Genomic DNA, 17,288 nt, shown 5'->3' with positions numbered 1-17,288 from the left:
GGCAGGTGGAGCCCACCCCTGCCGGGATCGCCCAGCCCTCGCGGGTTCCTGGCGAACCGTTTCAAGGTAGCCTACTCCACCCATCCTCGATTCGGATAGACTGGGTCCCAAGTCTTCTCTGCCCTGATCCCCGAGCCCGAGAGCCACGGCCTTGCCCGACCCCACCGAGATCGAGACGCCGGAAGCCCCGCCGATCGTCCGCGAGCCGCTGACACTGGGTCGGGTCGCGATCCCCTCGCGGTTCTTCCTGGCGCCCCTGGCCGGCTACACGAGCCTGGCCTACCGCTTGACGATCCGCGAACACGGGGGCCTCGGCCTGGCCACCACCGACCTGATCAACGCCCGGGCCATCCTGGAGCAGCGGCCCCGGACCTTCGAACTTGCCGAGACCTCCGACGAGGATCGACCGCTCGCCATCCAGATCTACGGGCACATCATCGACGAGATGTGCCGGGCCGCCCGGTGGGTGGTCGACCATGGGGCATCGGTGGTCGACATCAACATGGGTTGTCCGGTCCGAAAGGTGGTCAAGACCGGGGGCGGGTCGGCCTTGATGTGCCAGGCCGACGCAGCGACCGAGCTGGTGGCCGCGGTGGTGGGGGCCGTCGAGGTGCCCGTGACCGTCAAGATGAGGCTGGGCTGGGACGACGCTAATCTATCGGCCCCGGCCCTGGCCCGATCGTTCGAGCAGGTGGGGGCCGCCGCCGTGATCGTCCACGGCCGGACCCGAGAACAAGGCTTCAATGGTCGGGTCAATCGCGACGGGATCCGCGCCGTGGTCGAGGCCGTCGAATCGATGCCGATCGTCGGCAACGGCGACATCCGGACCCTGGCCGATGCCGAGCAGATGTTCCGCGAGACCGGTTGCTCGGCCATCTCGATCGGCCGAGGCTCCCTCTCCAACCCTTTTCTCTTCCGGCAACTGGCCCACTGGGCCGAGCACGGACACCCCGGCCCCGAACCCTCCTTCGAGGAGCGGGTCGACACGATGGCGAATCACTTCCATCGCCTGATCGCGCGTCGGGGGGAACGGCACGCCTGCTTCCAGTTCCGGAAGATCCTCAAGTGGTACAGCCACGCCATCCGGCCGAGGAAGGAGTTGTATCACCGACTGATCAACCTGGATAACCTCAAACTCTTCGACGAAACCGTGGCGCTGATCCGCGAGACCGGCCCCGCCTCGCCGATCCCCGGCCACTTCGAGCCGAAGGTCCCAGTCCCGACCGGACCGATCGACAAGTGGTAAGCAAGTCGAGAGGGATCGCCTTTTGCTCCCAGTCCCAAAGCTCTGGGACCGCACCAAAATGTATCCCTGGATTACTTCCGAATGACCCGAACCGTTACCCAATCGGTCACGATCTCGCCCGGCCAGAGGGATCGGACGTCAGGGTCGGCCCAGCCTAGGTCGGGGTCGGCGGTCAGGATGGCCCGGATCTTTCGCTCCCCCGGACGGTCGATCGCCCTCGGGGGTATTCCGACGACCGGGCCAATCGGGAATCGGTGTGTCTCGGATGAATCACTCGATCCCTGTCCGCTCACGATGACCGTCCCGGCCGGGAAAGTTCCGGGGATGCCTTCGAACTCGATGCTCATCCGATGGGCGAGGTCGGAGGGTATCGGGGTCGTCAGGACCAGGTCGGGCGGCTCGCGCAGGACAAGTTCGCCGCCAAGATCGAGGAACGTGGTGCCCGGCGATCCGGCCTCGTTCGCTTCGAGGCGAACGACCCGGGCGATCGCCTCGCCTCGGGTGTCGTCGGGCATGGTCAGGAGGGCGTCGACGGCGAGGTTGGAGTCGAACTCGAACGAGAACGGGATGTGCGGCAGTTCCAGTTCCCAGGTGTCGGTCAGGCCGACCACCCGGACCTTAGAGGCCAGGGCCAGGCGGTGCGGGCCGTCGGTCGGATAATCGCCCGGCTCGACACGAAAGGCAGCCAACCCGGCCCCAGCTCGCCAGTCGGAGTATTCTTCGAGTCGGGCTTGCTCGGCACCGAGGATCTTGTACGACCATTCGAGGTTCGCGGGCGAGACGCCCGGGCCACCTTCGACCAGGAACGGCACGCCGAAGGTCGCCTCGATCGGGATCGGCCGCTTCATCGCTCTCGGGTATCGTCGGCGAGCCCGCCAGGTCACGACGAATCCTCGACGAACCAGAGCCTTCTCTTCCTCGACAATCAGGTCGTCACCGGCCCAGAGCCGGGCCAATCCCCGCCCGGCGGCGTCGCGGACCTCGGGTTTCTCGGCGGTTCCCAGCAACCGGAAGAGGTCGATGATCCCGGCCCGACCATGCTCGCCCGCCGACTCGACCTCCTCCGGGGAGGGATCTGGTCCGTCGAGGGCCGCGATGGCTCGACGAGTCCTCGCCCCCTGGAGGAGCTTCCGCCCCCCGCCGAAGATCAGGGCCGAGGCCAGGAAGAACAGGACCGCACTCCTGGGGTCGGCCAGCCAGGCGGTCCATCCCGGCGACGTGCGATCCTTCCCCAGGAGGGACTTCCCGCGAACCGGGGCCGAGGGCGGGGTCTGCGCCAGGAACAATCCGCGACGGGTCCGAAGGTCGCTCACCCCGCCACTCCGGTCCGGATCTCGCTCACGTTTCGGTCTCGCTCTTGTCCCCGAATCCGCGACTTCCTCGGCCTCGGAACGCGTCGAGCCGGATTCTCCCGCCCGACGAACATCGGTTGATGGTTGATCGCTTCGGGCTCGACCCCGAGATCTTCCTCGACGAGATCCCGAAGGTCGTCCACGGCATCCTGGAGGTCGTGGATGTCGCGATGCAGATCCTTCATCTCGGCCGAGATCCGGCGGGCGGGATCCTCGCCCGACTGGGAATCCGTGAGGATCAGGAGGTTGTCCTCGGGCTCGACTCGATAAGTCAGGCCCACCTGATCGAGCAGGAGGCGGAGGCCCACCTTGAGTCGAACCCCTTTGAGATCGAGCTGGACGGTATCCTCGGGGATCAGATCCTGCCGATCGAGCGCCGCCCGATCGAAGACAACCTGGGCTTCGAGTGCCTTGGCCAGATACTGGCGGACCGATTCCAGGGGCGTTTCCTCGCCGAACGGAAGGTCGATCGGCCGGAGCATCGCGTCCTGGATCGAGGCCACCGGAGTTCTCGAGGGATGGTCCGGCCCCGCCTTCGCCGCCCGTTCCTGGGCCAGCAAGGACCAGCGAGCAGAGGCCGCCAGGCCCACCCCGATCACCACCAGCGCCAGACTCCACCGAGCCCAACCAACCATGAATCGTCCCTCGCGCGACCTCGATCCTCGGCCGTATTCCATCTCAGAGTAACGCGGAGTGCCCCGGCATTCCAGCGAATCCGCGGGGGCTTTCAGCCGACTCGTCCCGCATGGAGAGCCTGATCGACCTCACGCCCGGTTGGGAATCCGAAGTCGCCCCGGTCGAGCACCAGGGCCGAAGCCACCGAGGCCCGCTCGGCGGCGTTCCGGGCTAGATCGGAGGAAGTAACACCGGGGGTCCAACCGGCGTCGAGAAGGGTTGAGATCAGTTCCGAGGCAAATGCCTCGCCCGCCCGGTTCGTATCGAGCGGCGGCCTGGCCCGAGGGAACGCCGGGACTTCCACCCGATCCGCCTCCCCCGACGGGTCCGTGAACCGGACGACGGCCCCGTTCGGCCCGTCGGTGACCACGAGGATCGAGACCCGCCAGGCCACTTCCTCGCGGTCGGACAGGATTTCCCACTCCCCCCGATTGCAGCAGAGGACGTCGACCCACTCGGCAAACGCCGAGATCGGTGGATCGCGGTCGAGCATATTCCGCGAGGCCGGGGCGAACATCCGGATCGAGGCGGGCCCTCGGAGGGCCTCGGCCGCCAGCCGGTTCGGGAGCGAGGCCACGACCCGAAGCCGGCTCTCTCGCGACGACCATCCTCCCAGATCCCTCAACGAGGCGTGACAGCCCCGGAAGCCGATCGGCAGCTTGTCTCCGTGCTCTCCGCTGGTGACCAGCAATGTCCAGTCGGCCGAGGTCCCCTCGACGCGGATCGGGCGATGCGTGATGCCGACGCCCGCGAGGAGTCCGGCGATCGTCCGGCTTGCCGGGTCGTCCTCCGATCCCAGGGCGCTGATGAGTTCACCTTCGAGGGCCGCCGCGAAGCCCGCTCCCATCCCGCCCAGATCGTCCTGCCAGGCGGACGACCGAACCATCCTCGACCACCCCGAGGCGCTTCTCGACAGATCCCGAGAGAGCCGGATCGTCCCCGAAGGTCCGGGCCAGTCGTCCGGGAGTTGGACACGGATCTGATTCCCGCTCGGATCGATCAGGCTCAGGCCCTCGCCCGGCTCGGTCCAGGAACCATCCACGCTGCCGTCGAGCGGTCGATCGCCGAAGGAGGGATCGACCAGTGGCCGATCGACCCGGACGATCCGGTCGAGATAGGCGGGGCCGAAGACGAGAATCGGCGAGGGTATTTCGGGCACGGGCAGGCTCCGGGATCTTATTCCGCTCGAAGGTTAGCCGACCTCCCGGCGTGGGGCAATTGGACCTCGGAAAACTAGAGGCTCGGGATCGACCTGACCTTGCGTCGCCTTTCGCGATATCATGGCTTGTTTGGACCGCGGACGATCGAGTCGGGTGGATCACCGAAGGATGAGACGGGAGGAAGTGTTGTCGTCGGACATGGGGATGGATACGACGGTCGAATCGCTCGACCATCCGGTGGACAATGCACCGGTGCGGACCCTGGAGCACAAGGGCCTGACGCTGGAGGGATATTCGAGGGCGGCAGTCCAGACTTACTGGCGAGTCCCCGAGCTGAAGCTGGGCTTCGACCTCGGGGCCCAGCCCTGGTCGTTCATGAGCACCCCCAGCTGGTTCGTCTCGCACACCCACCTCGATCACATCGCGGCCTTGCCGGTCTACGTCGCGCGTCGGCGGATGATGAAGATGGAGCCGCCCACGATCTACATGCCGGCCGAGGCCGTCGAGGGGGTCGAGCAGCTCCTCCGGGCGTTCGTGAAGCTGGATCGCGGCCGGATGCCCGCGAGGCTGGTCGGCCTGAGGCCGGGCCAGGAGGTCGAACTCTCGCGAGAGCTGGTGGCGGTCGCCTTCCCGACCCGACATACCATCCCTTCGCTCGGATTCCTGATCTGGGAGCGACGCCGGAAACTCAAGCCGGAATATCAGCACCTGATCGGCGATGATCTGGCGATCCGCGACCTCCGCCAGTCGGGCGTCGAGGTCTCCGCCGAGATCCGGATCCCCAAGGTGGCCTACCTCGGCGATTCCGCCCCGCAGGGCCTCGACGTCCTGCCCGAGATCTACAAGGCCGAGATCCTGATCCTGGAGATGACCTTCGTCGCCCCCCAGGAACGGCCGGAGAAGATCCATAAGTACGGCCACACCCACCTCGACGATATCATCGCCCGCGCCGATCGCTTCGAGAACGACTGGATCATCGCCTCGCATTTCAGCACCCGGCTCCACCCCGACCAGATCCAGCGGATCATCGAGAAGCGACTCCCGGAGAGCCTCCGGCGACGCCTCAAGATCTGGCTCTGATCCGATTACGCGGACAGTTCGCCAGATTCCCCGAACGATCTATTTGCACACAGTCATCCCATGTTGCCAAAATAACAGGGTCGGCCGCAGGGACGCGGGCCGGTCCGGGGCTCGCCGATGCGGGCCCGACCGCGTCGTCCCCAGTCGATGCGGAGCGTCCACGGACCGACCCTCGCTCGGGTGCGATCGACCACGCCATCTGGGCGGGGATTTTCGGACCCATGCGTCAGCGCAGCAAGAAAGCATTCCGGCCGGCGGTCGAGTCGATCGAACTGAGGATCGCGGCCTCATCCGGGCTGAGCGGCGCGGCTCATGCCCTCGCGACCAAGGCCCACCAGTCCCCCAAGGCCAAGCACCACGCGACGCACAAGGCGAAGGATCAGGCGGCGGCCAAGGCCCACGCTCACCCGAAACCCAAGCCGCATAAGAATCACAAGCCCAAGGGGCACCCGCACCCGCCTGTTGTCCACGTCCCGTCGTGCACCCCTCCGGTGGCCCGACCCGTCCCCATCCGACCCGTCTACCCTCCGCCCGGCGTCGGACCCGAGGCCTGGGTCAAGATCGTCAACACGACGGGACAGGACCTCCGCTACCAGATCAGCCTCGGGCCGTACCAGGATGGCAAGTTCCTCACCTTCGTCATCGCCGCGAATGGGCCAGACTCGGTGCAGTATCGCTACGCGAGCCTGATCGTGAACGGTCGAGAGGTCGAACCGTCGTTCGCGATCAAGTTCGAGAACGGACCGGTGGTCGCCCTCAACACCGGCCCGAGCGCCCAGTCGGCCCGGGGCTATTACATCTTCTTCGATACCAACTTGCAACCTTACGCAGCCCCATTCATCGACTCGAAGGCGACGTGAGCGGAGAGGTCCGGTTCGATTAACAATCAAGCAAGATTATGCCTTAAGATTTGATTTCCGAAGAACCAAGAGTAGATTTCGGTGCCACTGTTTACATCCGGATCGCGGCATTGCTAGCTCGATTGTCGGACCCCTCTTCTCCGGGGATAATTGATATGGCCGTTGCGAATTCAATATGCCGCCCCAGGCGGCCCAGGTCGTTTGCGCACCTCGATCAGTTAGAAAAGCGCGAATTACTCGCCGCTTTCCTGGTGACAAGCGTGGCCGATTCCGGCCCGGGGTCTCTCCGGCAGGCGATCCTGGATAATAACGCGACGCCGGCCATCAATTCGATCTCCTTCAATATTCCGGGAAGCGGCATCCGGTCGATCGCACCGACTTCGCCGCTCCCTGAGATCAGCAATCCGGTGATCCTCGACGCGACTTCCCAGCCGGATTATGCAGGGAGCCCCCTAATCGAGTTGAATGGGGCCAATATCTTCCAGCCCGGAGTCTCGCCCCCGGTCCCTATCGCCGACGTCAACGGATTAGTCCTCGGGGGCGGATCGTCCGTGGTCAAGGGACTGCTGATCGACCGATTCACCGGCTCGGGGATCCGTACGACTCGAGACGGTAACACGATCACGGCCAATTACATCGGTACCGATGCCACCGGGAGCTTCTCGCTTGGGAACGGTGCAGACGGGATTGCCCTCTATTCCCGGAATAATGTGATCGGCGGATCGGATGCTTCCAGCCGGAACCTGATCTCCGGGAATTCGCGGTATGGCGTCTTGATCGCCTCGGTGAGCAACCAGCCGGCCAATAATTCGATCCAGGGGAATTATTTAGGAACCGATGTGACCGGGACCCGAGACATCGGCAACGCCCTGGCAGGAGTCTTCTCGGATGCTTCGGGGAACTCCATCGGCGGGGGTTCGGTCGCCTCGGGAAATATCATCGCGTACAACGGAGGGGCGGGGGTCCAGGTCGGGACGTCTTCTTACGACCCGGCGAATCAGAACCGGATTTCCCATAACAGCATATTCGGGAATGCGGGCCTGGGGATCGACCTCGGCGGGGACGGCGTCAGCTTCAACCAGCCCGGCGCCAACTTCGGGCCGAACAATCACGCACCCTTCCCGAACTTGACTTCGGTCTATCAGTCGGGCAGCTCGACGACGGTTGAAGGTTCGATCCTGACCATCCCCAACACGACCATCACCGTCGAGTTCTTCTCCAATCTCCAGGCAGGCGCGTCGGGATACGGCCAGGGCCGGACGTTCCTGGCTTCCCAATCGTTCCTGACGGACAACAACGGTCTGGCCGACATCACCACCGATCTACCCGGCTTACTCCCGGTCGGACAGCTCATCTCGGCCTCCGCGACCGACTCCCAGGGGAATACCTCGGAATTCGCCCGGTCGATCGGCGTGGTCGCGGCCGCCCAGGCCGACCTCAGCGTGACCGCCCAGGAACAAAACCCCTTCGTCCAGGCGACCGTCCCCTTTTCCTATACCTTCAATATCACGAATAACGGCCCGTCCCTGGCCACCAACGTCATTGCGGTGGACACCCTGCCCGAAGGGGCGGACTTCCTCGCGGGATCGTCCAGCCAGGGAACCTTGACCCCATCCAATGGGAAGGTCACCTTCAATGTCGGTTCGCTGCCCAGCGGCTCGACGGCGCAGTTCACCCTGACCTATTCGCTCCCGGTCGCCGGCCCGGCCTTGAACACGGTGACCGTGATGACGGCGGATCAGGCCGATCCCACCCCCCAGAACAACACGATCACCCAGAATTTCCGGGTCTCCCCCGCGCCAGCGGTCGACCTGAGCCTGTACGGGTCGTCCTTCCCCTATCAAGTCCAGGTCGGCGACAATCTGACCTACTCGTTCGTCGTCTCGAACAACGATCCGAACAATTCGGGGACCGGAGTGACCCTGACCGACGTCCTCCCGCAGGGGGTGAGCTTCGTCTCGGCGCAGTCGAGCCAGGGGTTCGCGACCTTCAAGGATGGGGTCGTCACGGCGAACATCGGCACGCTTAACCCCTTCTTCAATGCCGTGGTGACGATCGTCGTCCAGCCCTCGTCGCCGGGCAACCTCACCAACTCGGCGACGGTCTCGGGCAATGAGCCCGACTCCAACGCGATCAACAACCAGACGACCGTCATCAGTTACATCCTCCCCGCCCCCGCGACCGATCTCGCGGTGCTGGTCACGGCCGCACCCCAACCGGCCAACGTGGGCCAAGGATTCACCTACGCGATCCTGGTCGGCAACGCCGGGTCGGCCACGGCTACGAACGTCATCCTCACCAACCTCCTGCCGGACAATGCCTCGGTCCAGTCCATCAAGGCGAGCCAGGGGACATTCACCAAGAACGGCGATACGATCGCCGCGAACCTGGGAACCCTGGCCCCGGGCGCCTTCGTCCAGTTGACCATCGTCCTCGTCCCCGGAGCCCCCGGGTCGCTCGTGGATCAGGCTGCGGTCACTTCGGACCAGCCCGATTACAACGTCGCGAACAACTACAGCATGCTCGCGACCCCGGTCGCCGCTGATGTCCAGGCCCCGACCGTCCTGAATCAGCAACTGGTGGCCGGGCGAAACGGGATCTCCCGGATTGTCCTGACCTTCGACAAGGCGCTGAATCTGAGCCTGGCCGAACTCAAGGCGAACTATCAGATCCTCGACCTCGGACAGGATGGATCGAAGTCCGGGAAGGGGCCGAAGGTCGCGATCGCCACGGTCACTTATGATGCAGTGACCCGGAGCGTCACTCTGATCCCGAAGAAGCCCCTGAGCATCGGCCGGTTCTACAAGCTGGTGGTGAACGGACCGGGAGCACCGGGGCTTGTCGACAAATCGGGGAACGTCCTGGACGGCGTCGGCAACGGGCTCCAGAACAGCATTTACACCTCGCTGTTCTCCCGAGGGACCAAGAATCGCCCGAACGACGTCCAGTATCGGACCGCCACCCCGCAACCGCCCACGATGAAGGCTTCCGCGATCGGGTCCAACGCTCATGCCGTCAAGGCCAAGGCCAGTTCCACCCCGGTCCTGGTCTCGACACCGGTCCCGGTCTCCTCGAAGAAGAAGTGAGGCTCAACCTCGTGATCGACCGGCGGTCCCTTTCCCCCCGAGGGATCGCCCGGATGTGCCTTCCCATTTGAGGATCGCAGATTCGATAAATTCCCTGGAGCTTCGCCTCAGGGTGGCGGGGGTTTCCTGACCGGCCCTGAATCGGAGGGCGATTCGACGGGGGAATCCTAGGCCTCGACCCAGACCCGGCCGTCGCGGACCTCGCACCGGAATCGGTGCAGCGACTGGCCGGGCATCGTCGAGCATCGGCCGCTGGACAACTTGAACCGCCATCGGTGAAGCGGGCAGACGGCCTCTCCCTCCTCGACCCAGCCATGCCCCATCGCTCCGTTGGCGTGCGGGCACCTCCCGAGCAGTGCGTGATAATTCCCCTCATGTCGATAGATCGCGATTCGAAGCCCATCGACCTCGACGGCCAGGGCCCTGCCCTCCCGGATATCCTCGACCCCGCAGGCTTCGACGAATTGACTCATCGCGAACAACCCTCCCCAACAGATCCCACCAGTCTCTTCAAATCCTCCCTCGAACGGAATCGTGTGGTCACCGAAGGCCCGGAATACGATGATGTCCGGGATCCGTTTCGCTTTCTCGTAGCCTCCGAAATTCGGGGTTGGGTTCGTTTTTTCCAAAGCCACCCGGGACTTGTCCTCATCAGAGCTTGGGTTCGTTTTTTCACGCGTTATCAGGGGGGCCTACCCCCGACATTGATGAACGAAAGATCAGTCGTTAAAATAACACGGGGTCAAGCTGGGGAGGACGGACGATGGGGGTGATTCGCCAGTTGACGGCCTCGGTAATCAACCAGATCGCGGCGGGCGAGGTGGTGGAGCGTCCGGCCAGCGTGGTCAAGGAGCTGCTCGAAAACGCGATCGACGCGGGGGCGACTCGGGTTGATGTCGCGGTCGAACGTGGGGGGAAAGACCTGATCCGGATCGCCGACAACGGCCGGGGGATGAGCCCCGATGACCTCCCGCTCGCTTTCTTGCCGCACGCCACGAGCAAGCTCAACGAGGCCGAGGACCTTTTCAAGATCCGGACCCTGGGCTTCCGGGGCGAGGCCCTCGCGGCGATCGCCGAGGTCTCCAAGGTACGCTGCCAGACCCGCCAGGAAGAGGCCGAGGCCGGCTCGGAAATCTCGATCGACGCGGGGGTGGCCTCCGCCATCCGGGCGTGCGGCTGCCCGGTCGGCACCGTGATCGAGGTCCGTAACCTCTTTCACAACACCCCCGTGCGCCGGACCTACCTGAAATCCGACTCGACCGAGTCCGGGCACGTCATCGAGATGTTCACACGGATCGCGCTGGCCCATCCGACCGTCCACCTGACCTTCCGATCGGGCGGCAAGGTCCTGCATGACCTGCCGGCCGTCACCGGCGTCAAGGAGCGAATCGGCGTCTTCTTCGGGCGAGAGCTGGCCGACTCGCTCCTCTGGGTCGAGAGCCAGTACGACCAGACGCATCTCTGGGGATACGTGGCGCATCCGTCGCAGAGCCGGTCGAGCAACAAGACCCAGTTCCTCTTCCTGGGCGGTCGGTACGTGCGCGATCGGTCGCTGGGCCACGCCCTCTCCGAGGCTTTCCGGGGACTCCTGATGGTCGGCCGATCGCCGGTGGCCTTCCTCCACCTGGAAGTCCCGCCCGAGGAGGTCGACGTCAACGTCCATCCGACCAAGGTCGAGGTCCGATTCCGGGACGGTCAGAAGATTTACAGCCAGCTTTTGGCGACCCTCCGCCAGACTTTCCTGGCCAGCGACCTCCATTCCCGGCTCCAGGCACCGCCCGCCCCCGACTCGACGTTCCACCCGCCCGAGCCCGCTCCTTATTCGTTCCCGGAACGTCCGGCCGAGCGTCAGGATGTGGGTTCCTGGTTCGCTCCGTCCTCGACGCCGACGCCAAATTTCCAGTCATTCCCCTCGCCCGGATACGCGGGAGGCCCCGCCGGGTCCGATTGGGGGAGGTCGGAGCTCCCACCCCCCCCCTTGAAGGCGGAATTCGGCTTCGACGAGTTCGCCCCTCCTCCCAATCCGGAGCCGGCTCCCGCGTCAGCCCCCGAGCCCGGCCCCCGAGCTTTCGATGTCCGAGACCTGCCGCTCAAGGCACTCCAGGTCCACGACAGCTATCTCGTGGCCGAGACCCCCGATGGCATGGTCGTGATCGACCAGCACGCCCTCCACGAACGCATCCTTTATGAGGAATTACGGTTACGGATCGAACGAGGGGGCGTCGAGTCGCAACGGCTCCTGGTCCCCGAGCCGGTCGACCTGGAGCCGTCCGAGGCGGCGGCGGTCCTGGAGCGTCGCGAGGTCCTGGCCCAGCTCGGGATCGAGATCGAGCCGTTCGGGGGGGACACGATCCTCGTCAGCAGCGTCCCGGCGATGCTCCCCGGAGTGGCCCCCGACCGGCTCCTCCGCGACCTGGCCGACCACTTCGGGACCAAGCCCCTACCCCCGACTCGTGATGGGGTCCTCGAAGACGTCCTGAGCATGATCGCCTGCAAGGCCGCCGTGAAGGCCAACCAGAAACTCGCCCCCGACGAGGTGTCGGCCCTCCTCGAACGGCGGCACCTGGTCTCCGACGCCCACCACTGCCCCCACGGACGACCTACGGCGCTGGTCTTCACCAAGTCCGAGCTGGAACGGCAGTTCGGGCGAATTTGATCTCGGAGGGTAGCCATCCCGATGAATGACGAGCCGAATCTCTACGCTCCCCCATCGGCCTCGATCGGAGGGCCGGTATCCGAATCCGAGGTCTTCGATCTCCGCCTCTTCTTCCGCTGGGAAAAGCTCCGACTGGCCTACAACGGAATCCTCGCGGTAGAGACGGCCGTCCTCCTGGTGATCATGCCCCCTCCGCGATCAACCCTGGCTAGCCTACCGTTGACTCTCGCCTTCTGCTGCTTGATGGCGAATGCCTGCTTCTGCGTTGGACCCGTCCTGGATGGGTATGCTCGTTGGATCGGCTCGAATCAACGTTACGTCACCCTCACACTATTCATCACAGGCATGATCCTGGCCTGCGGGCTGACGTTGGGAGTGGTCTTACTACTGAATTACCCCAATCTGGCTGACTGATCCTCCGCCCTTGACGATTTCGCCCCCTTGTCGTGAAGACTTGACGAAGAACGCGGATCCCGAGAGTCCGAGGCTTGGATGAGGCGATCGAGGTGAGTATCGTGCAAACTCAGCCCCGATCGTCCCAACTTACCGGAGCCCGCCCGATGATCGCTCGTCCTCGATGGTACCTCTTCCTGACCCTCCTGATCCTGGCCTGGGCCGAAGTGGGGTTCGCCACCGATCCATTCCTCGCCAAGCCTTATCTCCAGATCGGCGACGCCCCCACCGCAAACTCGGGCGACCTCATCCTCCTCTGGCACGCCGAGGATGTCGACGCCGACTGGTCGGTCGAGCACCGGGCCAATGACGAAGCCCCCTGGATCAGGACGGAATCTCCGACCTCGAAGCGAGTCGCGGTGCCGACCATCGAAGCTCACCGGGTCTATCGGGCCGCCCTGAAGGGCCTGGCGGCGGGCCAGACTTTCACCTACCGGGTCCTCAAGGGGGGCGAGGAGGTCTTTCGGTCCGCCGGGAGAGCCCGGAAATCGGCCGCGCAGCCTTATCGGTTCGTGACCGTGGGAGATATCGCTCAGGGTTCCGAAGCCCAGCGGAAGGTGGCTTACCAGATGGTCGAGGCCAGCCCCGACGTGCTGGTCATCAACGGCGACATCGTTTATGCCCGAGGGCGGATCTCCGAGTACCGAGAGAAATACTGGCCCGTCTACAATGCCGACGAAGCCTCTCCGTCCTCGGGCGGGCCCCTGATCCGGTCGGTCCCGACCCTGGCCTCGCCCGGGAATCATGACATCGGAAGCCGCGACCTCGGGAAGTACCCCGATGGCCTGGCCTACTTCCTCTACTGGGACCAGCCCCTGAACGGACCGGCTTCGGGCGCGTTCACCAGCCCGCTCGCCGGCCCCGAGGCCAATCAGAAGGCGTTCCTCGAAGCGGCCGGCCCGGCCTTCCCCCGGATGGTCAACTTCTCGGTCGACTACGGGAACGCCCACTGGACCTTCCTCGATGCCAACGAGTATGTCGACTGGCGAGACCCCGCCCTCCGGGCCTGGGTCGAGAAGGACCTGGCCGACGCCAAGGACGCGACCTGGCGCTTCGTCTCGTTCCATCACCCCGGCTTCAACTCCTCGAAGGCCCACTTCGAGGCCCAACAGATGCGGCTGGTCGCCGACATCTTCGAGGCCGGGAAGGTCGACCTGGTCTTCAGCGGCCACGTCCACAACTACCAGCGGAGCTTCCCGACCCGCTTCGTCTCCGATCGAGGGGCCGATGGGCTGATGGTCCGCAACCAGAACCTCGTCCCGGGGAAGTGGGAGTTGGACAAGACCTTCGACGGCAAGTCCGACACGACGCCCGAGGGGGTCATCTACATCGTGACCGGGGCGGGCGGGGCCGGGCTCTACAATCCCGAGCAGCACGACAAGCCGGAGACCTGGCAGAAGTTCACCGACAAATTCGTCTCCAGGGTCCACTCGGTGAGCGTGGCCGACGTCGACGGCAAGACCCTGACGGTCCGCCAGATCTCGGCCGACGGCGAGGAGGTGGACAAGTTTGTCGTGACCAAATGAACCCGGATGGGCCGAGGGGGACGCTCGGGGAGGTCCCCCTTTCGCCGCCTCCTCGTAAGGCCTTAGAATGGGCGAAGTACGGGGCGAGGTGGGACGAGTCGGGCCGACGGCCCGGCCAATCGTCCGTCAGGGTATTCCTCGGGGTGGTCCGATGATCTGTGCGATCCTGGGGCGCGGGCGACACGCCGCGCTGGCCGAGGAATGGAAGGAAGCGGCCGAGGCCGGCGTGGACCTGGTCGAGGTCCGGGTCGACTGCTTGAGGCGCGAGCCCGACCTGAAACGGATCCTGGCCAATCGGCACACGCCGATGGTGTTCACGCTCCGCCGAGGCGTGGATGGCGGCCTCTGGCGAGGGCCCGAGGACAAGCGACGCCGCCTGATGCGCGAGGCGATCGTCGCCGGCGTCGACTTCATCGACATCGAGATGGACGTGGCCCGCGAGGTCCGCCGGTTCGGCAAGACCCGCCGGATCGTCAGCTACCACAACATGAAGGAGACCCCCGGCGACCTCCTCTCGTTCGCCCAGCAGTGCGAGGAGATGGACGCCGACATCGTCAAGATCGCCGTCCGGGCGAACTCGCTGGCCGATGCGGTCAAGGTCCTCCAGGTCGCCTCGAAGATGGAAACACCCACCATCGCCATCGCGATGGGGGAGATCGGCTCGTTCACCCGGGTCCTCAACGCCAAATATGGGGCCCCGTTCACCTACGCCAACTTCAACATCGACCGGAGCTTCGCCCCGGGGATGTTCCACTTCAACGAACTCCGGCGCGACTATTATTACGACCTCATCGACAAAGAAACCGAAGTCTATGCCGTCATCGGCGACCCGATCGGCCACAGCCTGAGCCCGCCGGTCCACAACGCGGCGTTCCGCCAGCTCGGCCAGAACAAGGTGATGGTCCCGATCCTCATGCCGGGGGGGCGGCTCAAGGAGTCGCTCAACGACGTCTCGTTCCTCGGGATCAGGGGATTCAGCATCACGATCCCGCACAAACAGGCGGTCCTCCCGCTCCTGACCCAGGCCGACGGCGCGGTGGAGCGGGTCGCGGCCTGCAATACCATGATCGTGAAGGAGGACGGGACCCGCGTCGGCTACAACACCGATTACCGGGCGGCCATGGAGTCGCTCGAATTGTCCTATGGCGGGGCTTCGGAGGGGGGGATCAGCCCCCTCTCTGGCAAGCAGGTCCTGATCCTGGGCGCGGGGGGAGTGGCCCGACCGATCGCCTTTGGGATGATCCGTCGAGGGGCCGCGGTGACCCTCTGCAACCGGACCGAGGAGAACGCCACCAAGCTGGCCGAGGAACTGGGCTGCCGGACGATCTCCTGGACCAATCGGGCCAGCTCGATCTACGACGTGATCATCAACTGCACGCCGGTCGGGATGCATCCCGAAGTCGACGACACGCCGATGCTTCCCGCCGGATTCCGCGCCGGGATGGTGGCGATGGACACAGTCTATCACCCCGAGAACACGATGTTCCTGAAGCTCGCCCGCGACCACGACTGCCAGACCGTCAGCGGCGTCGATATGTTCGTCCGCCAGGCGGCGATCCAGTCGCAGCTTTACACCGGACAGGAACCCCCGGTCGACCTGATGCGCGAGACCGTCAAGCGAAAGCTCGGGCCGAACCGCAAATGAACCCTCCCCCGACGGAACTCCGAGGGCTGGCCCTGGTGGGCTACCGGGGGACGGGCAAGTCGACCGTCGGCCGGATCGTGGCTGAGCGGCTCGGTCGAGACTTCGCCGATGCCGACCGCGAAGTCGAGGCGCTGGCCGGACGCTCGATCCGCTCGATCTTCGAAGAGGATGGCGAGCCGGCCTTTCGCGAGTGGGAGTCCCGAGTCCTCCTCGATCTGACGGCCCGACTGGTCGGAGGAGTGGTCGCGACCGGCGGCGGGGCCGTCCTGAGCGAGGCTAACCGCCAGGCACTCCGCAACTTCGGGCTTGTCGCCTGGCTCTCGGCCGACCCCGAAAGCTTGCTGCACCGGCTCCGGAGTTCGCGACGAGGGGTCGAAGACCGCCCCTCTCTGACACCCGCCGGGACCCTGGGCGAGATCGCCGAGGTCCTCCAGGCCCGGACCCCACTCTATCAGGAAGCGGCCCACGTCATCATCCCGACCGACGGCCGGACGCCCGAGCAGGTGGCCGACGCGGTGCTCGAAGCCTGGATCGCCGTCGAGACCCCGGAGGGGCAGTCGTGAGCTACCTCTGGCCCATCCACCTCATCTACGGCATCGGATTGTTCGTCGTCGGCACCGTCGTCGGCAGTTTCCTGAACGTCTGCATCTACCGGATCCCGTGGGAAAAGAGCGTCATCTGGCCCGACTCGCGCTGCCCGAAATGCCTGGCGGCGATCGAGACACGCGACAACATCCCGATCCTCGGCTGGTTGATGCTCCGGGGGTCGTGCCGGTCGTGCGGCGTGGCGATCCCGGCCCGCTACGCGCTGGTCGAGCTCCTGGTGGGCGTCCTGTTCGTCTGCGTCTACGTATCCGATGGGATGTTCCCCTACCTGTTCTCCAGCGATTATGTCCGCGACGACATGACGCTCGCGATCAAGGTCCTGTATCACGCCTTGCTGGTCTCGTTCTTGATCGCGGTGACGTTCATCGACGCCGACCTGATGATCGTCCCGGCCTCGATCACGAACCTGGGGATCTTGCTGGGGCTGGCCATCGGCACGGCGTTCCCGGGAGTCCGGCCCGCCCCTTCGATGGCGACCACCTACTGGGGCGGCCTGGGGGTCGGCCTGCTCGGGATGGCGGTCGGGGGCGGCATCATCTGGGTCATCCGCACACTCGGCACGATCGCCTTCCGTCGCGAGGCGATGGGTTCGGGCGACATCCACATCCTCGCCATGATCGGGGCCTTCCTCGGCTGGGAGGCTGCGGTGGTGACCCCGTTCCTCGCCGCCTTCGTCGGGCTGGTCCCCGCCTTGTGGAAATTCGCGAGTTATCTCGCAAAACGACTGGCCGGCCGAAAATACAACAGCACGGACCGCGAAATGCCTTTCGGGCCTTACCTGAGCATCGCGGCCCTGATCTTGCTCCTGGCCTGGCCCTGGGCCTGGCCTCGCGCGTTGCAACCCCACTTCAATATCGCTTCCGAAATATTCTGGTTCCTGTTGGGCCGGGACGAAGGACGATAGAAGGAATGGGATGTCAGCGCGGCCGCCCCGCAACCGGAG

General features: G+C 65.2%; 14 protein-coding genes. 10 read left to right on the top strand and 4 right to left on the bottom strand.

All coding sequences use genetic code 11. From position 1 onward, the window contains the following. The first annotated feature begins 151 nt into the window (after positions 1–151). Positions 152–1,246 (top strand): tRNA dihydrouridine synthase DusB, encoded by a 1,095-nt coding sequence (dusB, locus tag P12x_RS05045; protein WP_435009764.1) that lies wholly within the window; start codon positions 152–154, stop codon positions 1,244–1,246. Positions 1,247–1,317: 71 nt separating this feature from the next. Here the strand turns inward: dusB and P12x_RS05040 are convergent, their stop codons facing one another. The 3 genes from P12x_RS05040 to P12x_RS05030 all read right to left on the bottom strand — a co-directional run bounded on the left by P12x_RS05040 (position 1,318) and on the right by P12x_RS05030 (position 4,432). Further along, complete coding sequence (locus tag P12x_RS05040) at positions 1,318–2,559, bottom strand: hypothetical protein (protein ID WP_435009763.1); 1,242 nt, start codon at positions 2,557–2,559, stop codon at positions 1,318–1,320. Then, on the bottom strand, positions 2,556–3,233 hold the full coding sequence (locus P12x_RS05035; RefSeq protein ID WP_435009762.1) for a hypothetical protein: 678 nt from the start codon (positions 3,231–3,233) through the stop codon (positions 2,556–2,558). Before P12x_RS05035 ends, P12x_RS05040 begins: the two co-directional genes overlap by 4 nt. Before the next feature lie 92 nt (positions 3,234–3,325). Further along, complete coding sequence (locus P12x_RS05030; RefSeq protein WP_435009761.1) at positions 3,326–4,432, bottom strand: carbohydrate kinase family protein; 1,107 nt, start codon at positions 4,430–4,432, stop codon at positions 3,326–3,328. Between the two features lie 169 nt (positions 4,433–4,601). Here P12x_RS05030 and P12x_RS05025 point away from each other — a divergent pair, with 169 nt between their 5' ends. The 3 genes from P12x_RS05025 to P12x_RS05015 all read left to right on the top strand — a co-directional run bounded on the left by P12x_RS05025 (position 4,602) and on the right by P12x_RS05015 (position 9,459). Then, entirely contained in the window at positions 4,602–5,513 is a 912-nt protein-coding gene (locus tag P12x_RS05025; protein WP_435009760.1) for an MBL fold metallo-hydrolase, read from the top strand. 221 nt (positions 5,514–5,734) lie between these two features. Beyond that, a complete protein-coding gene (locus tag P12x_RS05020; protein ID WP_435009759.1) occupies positions 5,735–6,373 on the top strand; it encodes a hypothetical protein in 639 nt (212 codons plus the stop codon). A 260-nt stretch (positions 6,374–6,633) separates the two neighbouring features. Continuing rightward, positions 6,634–9,459, top strand: a complete 2,826-nt coding sequence (locus P12x_RS05015) for a hypothetical protein (protein ID WP_435009758.1) — start codon at positions 6,634–6,636, stop codon at positions 9,457–9,459. Between the two features lie 167 nt (positions 9,460–9,626). Here P12x_RS05015 and P12x_RS05010 read toward each other — a convergent pair whose 3' ends face one another. Beyond that, positions 9,627–9,932: a Rieske (2Fe-2S) protein gene (locus P12x_RS05010; protein ID WP_435009757.1), complete on the bottom strand. Its 306-nt coding sequence runs from the start codon at positions 9,930–9,932 to the stop codon at positions 9,627–9,629. Positions 9,933–10,222: 290 nt separating this feature from the next. Here P12x_RS05010 and mutL point away from each other — a divergent pair, with 290 nt between their 5' ends. The 6 genes from mutL to P12x_RS04980 all read left to right on the top strand — a co-directional run bounded on the left by mutL (position 10,223) and on the right by P12x_RS04980 (position 17,249). Further along, positions 10,223–12,115: a DNA mismatch repair endonuclease MutL gene (gene mutL / locus P12x_RS05005; RefSeq protein ID WP_435009756.1), complete on the top strand. Its 1,893-nt coding sequence runs from the start codon at positions 10,223–10,225 to the stop codon at positions 12,113–12,115. 21 nt (positions 12,116–12,136) lie between these two features. Next, entirely contained in the window at positions 12,137–12,529 is a 393-nt protein-coding gene (locus tag P12x_RS05000) for a hypothetical protein (protein WP_435009754.1), read from the top strand. A gap of 146 nt (positions 12,530–12,675) precedes the next feature. Next, complete coding sequence (locus tag P12x_RS04995) at positions 12,676–14,094, top strand: metallophosphoesterase (protein WP_435009753.1); 1,419 nt, start codon at positions 12,676–12,678, stop codon at positions 14,092–14,094. Between the two features lie 151 nt (positions 14,095–14,245). After that, positions 14,246–15,739, top strand: coding sequence for a shikimate dehydrogenase (aroE, locus tag P12x_RS04990; protein ID WP_435009752.1), 1,494 nt, complete (start codon positions 14,246–14,248; stop codon positions 15,737–15,739). Beyond that, the gene (locus P12x_RS04985) at positions 15,736–16,302 is read left to right on the top strand and encodes a shikimate kinase (protein ID WP_435009751.1); all 567 of its coding nucleotides are present in this window, start codon (positions 15,736–15,738) and stop codon (positions 16,300–16,302) included. Before aroE ends, P12x_RS04985 begins: the two co-directional genes overlap by 4 nt. Then, the gene (locus P12x_RS04980; RefSeq protein WP_435009750.1) at positions 16,299–17,249 is read left to right on the top strand and encodes a prepilin peptidase; all 951 of its coding nucleotides are present in this window, start codon (positions 16,299–16,301) and stop codon (positions 17,247–17,249) included. Before P12x_RS04985 ends, P12x_RS04980 begins: the two co-directional genes overlap by 4 nt. The last annotated feature ends 39 nt before the right edge of the window (positions 17,250–17,288 follow it).

This window comes from Tundrisphaera lichenicola (genome assembly GCF_051175385.1).
GTDB lineage: Bacteria > Planctomycetota > Planctomycetia > Isosphaerales > Isosphaeraceae > Tundrisphaera > Tundrisphaera lichenicola.
This window is presented reverse-complemented; position numbering and strand designations above follow the sequence as displayed.

Excerpts from the sequence above, each read along its gene's own strand:
- P12x_RS05020 (WP_435009759.1), top strand. The coding sequence starts at position 5,735 with ATGCGTCAGCGCAGCAAGAAAGCATTCCGGCCGGCGGTCGAGTCGATC.
- P12x_RS04995 (WP_435009753.1), top strand. The coding sequence starts at position 12,676 with ATGATCGCTCGTCCTCGATGGTACCTCTTCCTGACCCTCCTGATCCTG.
- P12x_RS05010 (WP_435009757.1), bottom strand. The coding sequence starts at position 9,932 with ATGAGTCAATTCGTCGAAGCCTGCGGGGTCGAGGATATCCGGGAGGGC.
- P12x_RS05035 (WP_435009762.1), bottom strand. The coding sequence starts at position 3,233 with ATGGTTGGTTGGGCTCGGTGGAGTCTGGCGCTGGTGGTGATCGGGGTG.
- mutL (WP_435009756.1), top strand. The coding sequence starts at position 10,223 with ATGGGGGTGATTCGCCAGTTGACGGCCTCGGTAATCAACCAGATCGCG.
- aroE (WP_435009752.1), top strand. The coding sequence starts at position 14,246 with ATGATCTGTGCGATCCTGGGGCGCGGGCGACACGCCGCGCTGGCCGAG.
- P12x_RS04985 (WP_435009751.1), top strand. The coding sequence starts at position 15,736 with ATGAACCCTCCCCCGACGGAACTCCGAGGGCTGGCCCTGGTGGGCTAC.
- P12x_RS05000 (WP_435009754.1), top strand. The coding sequence starts at position 12,137 with ATGAATGACGAGCCGAATCTCTACGCTCCCCCATCGGCCTCGATCGGA.
- P12x_RS05025 (WP_435009760.1), top strand. The coding sequence starts at position 4,602 with ATGAGACGGGAGGAAGTGTTGTCGTCGGACATGGGGATGGATACGACG.